The organism is Sphingomonas sp. 77B, assembly GCF_056497825.1.
Map to the genome: position 1 here is coordinate 99,301 of NZ_JBWMBY010000003.1, position 6,337 is coordinate 105,637.

General features: G+C 68.7%; 5 protein-coding genes. 3 read left to right on the plus strand and 2 right to left on the minus strand.

The annotated features are described in order from the left end of the window. Window positions 1–122 precede the first annotated feature (122 nt). Entirely contained in the window at window positions 123–1,670 is a 1,548-nt protein-coding gene (locus AC1GI4_RS19010) for a hypothetical protein (RefSeq protein WP_479630599.1), read from the minus strand. 220 nt (window positions 1,671–1,890) lie between these two features. Between AC1GI4_RS19010 and AC1GI4_RS19015 the strand changes: the two genes are divergently transcribed. Further along, the gene (locus AC1GI4_RS19015) at window positions 1,891–2,328 is read left to right on the plus strand and encodes an acetyltransferase (protein ID WP_479630600.1); all 438 of its coding nucleotides are present in this window, start codon (window positions 1,891–1,893) and stop codon (window positions 2,326–2,328) included. Window positions 2,329–2,535: 207 nt separating this feature from the next. Then, window positions 2,536–3,711 carry a Na+/H+ antiporter NhaA gene (gene nhaA, locus AC1GI4_RS19020; RefSeq protein WP_479630601.1) on the plus strand — a complete coding sequence of 392 codons (1,176 nt, stop codon included), beginning with the start codon at window positions 2,536–2,538 and terminating at the stop codon, window positions 3,709–3,711. A 3-nt stretch (window positions 3,712–3,714) separates the two neighbouring features. On the opposite strand, the gene AC1GI4_RS19025 is transcribed toward nhaA, so the two are convergent. Further along, window positions 3,715–4,278 (minus strand): phosphoribosyltransferase, encoded by a 564-nt coding sequence (locus tag AC1GI4_RS19025; RefSeq protein WP_479630604.1) that lies wholly within the window; start codon window positions 4,276–4,278, stop codon window positions 3,715–3,717. Between the two features lie 244 nt (window positions 4,279–4,522). On the opposite strand from AC1GI4_RS19025, the gene AC1GI4_RS19030 reads away from it, so the two are divergent. Continuing rightward, the gene (locus tag AC1GI4_RS19030) at window positions 4,523–6,313 is read left to right on the plus strand and encodes an alpha-L-fucosidase (protein WP_479630602.1); all 1,791 of its coding nucleotides are present in this window, start codon (window positions 4,523–4,525) and stop codon (window positions 6,311–6,313) included. The last annotated feature ends 24 nt before the right edge of the window (window positions 6,314–6,337 follow it).

Here is a 6,337-nt window from a genome sequence, read left to right on the forward strand (position 1 = left end):
CGAGCCCCTCCCCTTCAGGGGAGGGGTTGGGGTGGGGCATCTCGGCTGGCGCGGCATTTGTGGAAGCGCCCCACCCCCGGCCCCTCCCCTGAAGGGGAGGGGTGGTTCAACCCGACTCCACCCTACCGATCCAGCATCGCCTGGCTCGGGCAATGCGCGGGCACGGCCCCCGGCCCCGGTCGATAGACCAGCCGCACCCGGCTCGGCCCGGTCGGCACGCACGCGGCCAGGTGATAGCCTTGCGCCAGTGCCGCGCGCAGCACGGCCCGTGTCGCGCGATTGCCGAGCGCGAAGCGCGGATAGTCGTCGACGATGGCGCCGGGGCGCTGGCTCAGGATGCGGCGGATCTCGACCACCGGATCGACGCCGATCGCGGTGGCGCTCGCCTCGTCGCTGGTGTTGAGATGGCCCGGAAAGACCCATTTCGACGGCAGGCAGCTGTGCGTCAGCATATAGAGCGCGGGATAGCCGTCATAGACATAGAGGCACCCGCGCGTCGGCGTTGCCGCGCGGGCGACCGCCTGGGCCTCGGCCGCGCCGCCCTTGGCGCGTTCGCTTACGCCCAGCACGATCTGCCCGGCCGCGAGGATCGCCAGGACGAAGGCGGCGAGCCCGCCCCGATGCCAGCGGGCGAGCGCGGGCGCGGCGACCAGCATGGCGGGCAACAGGATGGGCATCGCGTAATGCGGACTGCCGAACCGGCCATAGCCGAGCACCGCGACGCCGCTCACCGCCAGCCAGATCACCAGAAAGCGGAATCCGTCGCGGCGGTCGGGCGGAATGTGCCGCCCCAAATGCCTCCAGGGCCGCCCGAACCCGATGACCAGCGCCAGCGGCAACAGGATGCCGACGCACGCCGCCAGCCCTTCCAGCTCGTCGGCCAGCGGCCGCGCCGCCTGTCCCCCGACCGAGACGAAATTGGCAAAGAGCCATTCCGGCCCATGCCCCATCGCGGCATAGCTCGCCCACGCCACCACCGTCGGCGCCAGCGCCAGCGCGACCCAGGCCAGCGCCATGCCCGCCAGCCGGGGCCACGCCACCCGCTCGCGCCAGCCCAGCCACAGCAGGATGCAACCGAAGGCGAACCCTTCGGGCAGCACCGCATATTTGATCTGGAGCGCGACGCCCACCGCCGCCATCGCCACCGCGCCTTGAGCGAACAGCCGCCCACGCCGCTCGACCGCGCGCAACGTCGCGGCCGCGGCGACCAGCATCAGCGCGTTGTAGAAGACGGGCGACTGCCCCCCTTCCCCCTCCATCAGGTTCAGCCACAGGATATAGAGGATGGCCGCGACGGTCGCCGCCCTCGCGCCCGCGAAACGCCGCGCCATGCGCTGGATGCCGAACGCGGTGGCCACGACGAAGCCGGTGGCGACCAGCTTGTACGCCAGGAACCCCTCTCCCCCCGAAAGGCCCCCCAGCAGACGCGCGCCCGCATAGAGCAGGAACAGCCCGATCGGCTTGCGGTCGAAAATGTCGACATAGGGCAGCGCGCCGTGGAGCATCCGGTCGCCGACCAGCAGATAGAATTGCTCGTCGAACCCGATCACCGGATTGCCGAAGGTCCGCGCCCGCACCACCAGCGCGACCAGCGTCAGCAGCAACAGGACACCGCCCCGCGCTTGCCAGCCCCGGCCGCTCGCCCCGCCCTGCCCCTGCTGCTCGTTCATGAGGGGCGGCATAGCATCTGCCGGGCCGGGGGCAATCGGCACGGCCGCCCCGCCGGGGTATCCGCCGGCACCCGACGACCGGAATGATCTCCGTCGCGACAAGCGTCCGTCGCGGGAAAGAAGGCTGGCCGTCTTGACCCCGTACCTGCACCTGCGTCATCGGGAGTGCCCCATTTCACGCCCGCGCACACCCGCGCCACGTTCCGGTCAGGGAGCCGCCATGGTCACGCTGAGATCGTCCCGCCCCACCGATGGGGAACGGATCCTGGAAATCTGGCGCGACGCGGTCGACGCGACCCATTATTTTCTCTCCGTCGAGGATCGCGCCGCGATCGGCGAGGAAGTCCGTGGCTTTCTCCCCCGGGCGCCGTTGACGCTGGCCGTCGATGGACAGGATCGCGCGGTCGGTTTCATGCTGATCGACGCGGGGCATATGGAGGCCCTGTTCGTCGACCCGGCCACATCCGGGCGTGGGGTCGGCGCCGCGCTGGTGCGGCAGGCGGTCACGCTGCATCCCGGCATGACGACGGACGTGAACGAGCAGAATGAGCCGGCGATCGGCTTTTACGACAGGATGGGGTTCGTCCGCATCGGCCGTTCGCCGCACGACGGGCAGGGCAGGCCGTATCCCCTGCTGCACCTGGCCCATCGTCCGTGAGGGTTCCGCGCGTAACGTCGTAAAGCTGTTTGCCGGAACGCGATTGCGGGCGGACGGTCCGGGCTCTCGCGTGCCCAGCCCATCCGGTTGCACCATCGCCCGGGCGATGCGATAGCGGGGGCGGGTGTCCCGCCCGCCGGGCGATGGGCAGGTTTGTTTGTGTTGGTCGGGCCGCCAGCACGGTCGTCCTGTGCCGGAAATGCCCCCATGAATCCCGAAAACCCCTCGCGCGCGTCCGCGATCCGTCGTTTCCTCCATGCGCAATCCTCGTCGGGACTGGTCCTGATGGCGGCCGCGGCGGTGGCGCTCGTCGTCGCCAATTCGCCGCTGGCGGGCGCGCAAGCCGCGCTGCTCCATGCCCATGTCGGGCCGCTGTCGGTCGAACAATGGGTCAACGACGCGCTGATGGCGGTGTTCTTCCTGCTGGTCGGGCTGGAGATCAAGCGCGAGATGCTGGACGGGCAATTGGCGAGCTGGCCGCGCCGCCTGTTGCCCGGGGTCGCGGCCGCGGGCGGCATGGCGGTGCCCGCGCTCGTCTATCTGGCGTGCAATCCGGGGCCGACCGCGACGGGATGGGCGATCCCGGCCGCGACCGACATCGCCTTTGCCCTGGGCGTCGTCGCGCTGCTGGGCAACCGTGTCCCGGGTTCGCTGAAGGTCTTTCTCGCCGCGCTGGCGATCATCGACGATCTGGGCGCGGTGGTGATCATCGCGGTCTTCTATACCACCGGCCTGTCGGTGCCCGACCTGATCGGGGCGGTCGGCGTCGTGGGCGTCCTGGTGGCGATGAACCGGCGGGGCGTACGGGCGCTGAGCCCCTATCTGCTGGTCGGTGCGCTCCTGTGGGTGCTGGTCCTGCGCTCAGGGATTCATGCGACCGTGGCGGGGGTGGTGCTGGCGCTGACCATTCCGATGGAGCGGACCCCGGCACGCTCCGACGCGGGTTGCACCAGCCCGCTGCACCGGCTGGAGCGCGCGCTCCATCTGCCGGTCGGCTTCGTCGTCCTGCCCATTTTCGGGCTGGCCAATGCCGCGGTCCCGATATGGGGCCTGCCCGCCGGGGCGCTGGCCGCGCCCGTCACGCTGGGCGTCGCCCTCGGCCTGGCGATCGGCAAGCCGCTGGGCGTGTTCGGGGCGGCGTGGGCGGCGATCCGCTTCGGGCTGGCCGATGCGCCCGCCCATGCCGGCACGCGCCAGATGGCCGGGGTGGCCGCGCTGTGCGGGATCGGGTTCACGATGAGCATCTTCATCACCCTGCTCGCCTTTCCCGGCGACCCGCTGCTCCAGGCCGAGGCGAAGATCGGCGTGCTGCTCGGCTCGCTCGCCTCGGGTCTGCTGGGCTATGCGTTGCTGTGCCGCGGCGCGCGGACAGGGCGGGGGTGAGGTTCAGCGCAGGATGATATCCGCGCCGTGCTTGTGCGCGCGGATCTCCTCCTCGCTCAACCCGTTGATCTCGTGCGGGAATATCAGCCAGTCGTTCGTCTCGTGGACAAAGAAGTCGGGCTTCAGGTCGGTCACGTTGCGCGACGGCTTGTAATAGACGGTCGCGACCTTGACCTCGTCGGGCAGGTTGTTGCGGCACCGCAGCCGCAGCTCGGCCAGCAGCGCGCGGACCGAGCGCCCGGAATCGAACACATCGTCGATCAGCAGCAGCCGGTCCTCGGGGTTCAGCACGTCGACCAGATGGCCCAGGCCATAGATGCGCACCTGCGGCTCCTGCTGGTCGATTCCGGTATAGGAGGCGGTGCGGATCGCGATATGGTCGCTGGCCACACCGCGATATTCCAGCAGTTCCTGCACCGCGATCCCGACCGGCGCCCCCCCGCGCCAGATGCCCACGATATGGGTCGGGCGAAAGCCGGAGTCGAAGACCTGATTGGCGAGGCGAAAGGAATCCTCGAGCAGCCGGTCGGCGGACAGATAGATCTTGGTGGTCACGAAGCGGTCCATCATGGTTGCGGATGCGGGTCGGAGCGCCGTGGGCACCCGGACAGACGCAGCGTTCTGACGCCCGCCGCGCCGCGGGGCAACCATGGTGTGACGGGGACTCCCGGCTGCGCTTCATGGAAAAATGACAGGTGAAACCATAAAATGACGGGTGAAATATGGATCGCGGAGACGATCCGGGTATAACACGGTGCGAACAGGGGGAGCGGCCGCCAGGACCGCCCTTCGGCGCCAAGGAGTGGACAGGATGAAGATCAACCGCCGGCAAGGCCTTATCGCGGGGTCCGCGACGCTCGCGACGATGGCCGCCCGGTCGATGGCCGCTCCGATCGTATCGGCCACGCGCGTCCGCTGGACCATGCCCAAGCTGCCACCGATCCCGGCGCTGCCGCCCGTCCGGCCCGAAAAGTCGGTCAAGCCCGCCGACCCGGCGGGATGGCCGGAAACCCGGCTCGAATTCCCGATCGCGTCGGGACCGTTCGAGGCCAGCTGGCCCTCGATCGAGCAGAATTACCCCGAGACGGATATTGCGTGGCTGCGCGAGGCCAAGTTCGGCATCTGGGTCCATTTCGGCGCGCAGGCGGCGGGCAATGACGGCGATTGGTATGCGCGCGGCATGTACGACCAGAGTATGCGCTTCAAACGGCAATATGCGACCCATCTCAAGAATTTCGGCCACCCGTCGGAGTTCGGGTACAAGGACGTTCTGAGAGGGTGGAAGCCGGACCAGCTCGATCCCGCCGCGCTGGTGACGCTCTACAAGCAGGCGGGTGCGCGCTTCCTGTTCCTGCTGGGCGTGCATCACGACAATTTCGACAACTGGAACTCGCGCTACCAGAAGTGGAACACGGTCAATATCGGCCCGAAGCGCGATCTGATCGGCGAGTGGACGAAGGCCGCGCGCGCACAGGGGATGCGGTTCGGCATCACCTTCCACCACGAATATACCTGGTGGTGGTGGCAGACGTCGTTCGGCGCCGACACGACCGGACCCAAGGCGGGTGTCCCCTATGATGCCAACCTGACGCTGGCCGACGGCAAGGGGAAATGGTGGGAGGGCTATGACCCCCGGATGCTGTATACGATCAACCTGCGCGAATATAGCGGGATCGACACGCAATGGGCCCCGCCGGGCGGCATCTTCCAGAACCACCAGGTCTATGCGCAATGGTATGCGACCTGGTGGGCGTACCGGATCATGGACGCGATCGAGCAATATGATCCCGACTTCATCTATACCGATGGCGACAACGACAAGCCGTTCAGCGGGATCAGGAGCGGCTTCGGCGCGAACAACAACGCGATCCAGCGGGTGGTGGCGCATTTCTACAACCGCACGCTGCAACGCCGCGGCAAGGTCGACACGTTCAGCATCGTGAAGTTCCATCCGCCGACGCGCGGCATCGTCAACACCAACGAGGCGGGTTTCCCCGAAGAGATCAAGCGGGACCAGCCCTGGGTCGGCGAAACCGCCGTCGGCGACTGGTTCTACCAGCCCGGCTTTACCTATGATGCGGGCGGGATGGTCCGCTATCTGCTGGAATGCTGCTCGCGCGACGGCGCCTGCGCCATCAACATCTCGCTGCGGGCGGATGGCGGGCTGGACGACGGGTGCCGCACCATGCTGGAGCGGGTCGGTCGCTGGATGGATGTCAACGGGGTCGGCATCTATGGCAGCCGCGCGTGGCGGACGCTGGGCGAAGGGCAGATGGTCGACGGCAAGCTGAAGGTCGCCAGCCGGGGTATGCTGGGCGCGTCGCAGGCCCGGGACCAGTTCGGCGCGACCGACTTCCGTTTCACCCAGGGCAAGGACGGCGCGGTCTATGTCTATTGCCTCGCCGTGCCCAAGGCGGGGGATATGCTGACGATCCGCTCGCTCGGCCGGTCGCAGGGGGATGCGGTGCGCGGCGTGGCGGTGCTGGGCCATGCCGGGCCGGTCCGCTGGACGCAGACCGATGAGGCGCTGGCCGTGACGGTGCCCGAGAATGCCGGGGGCGATATCGCCCTGGGGCTGCGCATCGACATGGCGGCCGCATAGGGGCGGCGGGCGCGGGGGGCGTTC

Bases quoted from the DNA above. Each gene is read 5' to 3' on its own strand.
- AC1GI4_RS19015 (WP_479630600.1), top strand. From the start codon at position 1,891: ATGGTCACGCTGAGATCGTCCCGCCCCACCGATGGGGAACGGATCCTG.
- nhaA (WP_479630601.1), top strand. From the start codon at position 2,536: ATGAATCCCGAAAACCCCTCGCGCGCGTCCGCGATCCGTCGTTTCCTC.
- AC1GI4_RS19010 (WP_479630599.1), bottom strand. From the start codon at position 1,670: ATGAACGAGCAGCAGGGGCAGGGCGGGGCGAGCGGCCGGGGCTGGCAA.
- AC1GI4_RS19025 (WP_479630604.1), bottom strand. From the start codon at position 4,278: ATGGACCGCTTCGTGACCACCAAGATCTATCTGTCCGCCGACCGGCTG.
- AC1GI4_RS19030 (WP_479630602.1), top strand. From the start codon at position 4,523: ATGAAGATCAACCGCCGGCAAGGCCTTATCGCGGGGTCCGCGACGCTC.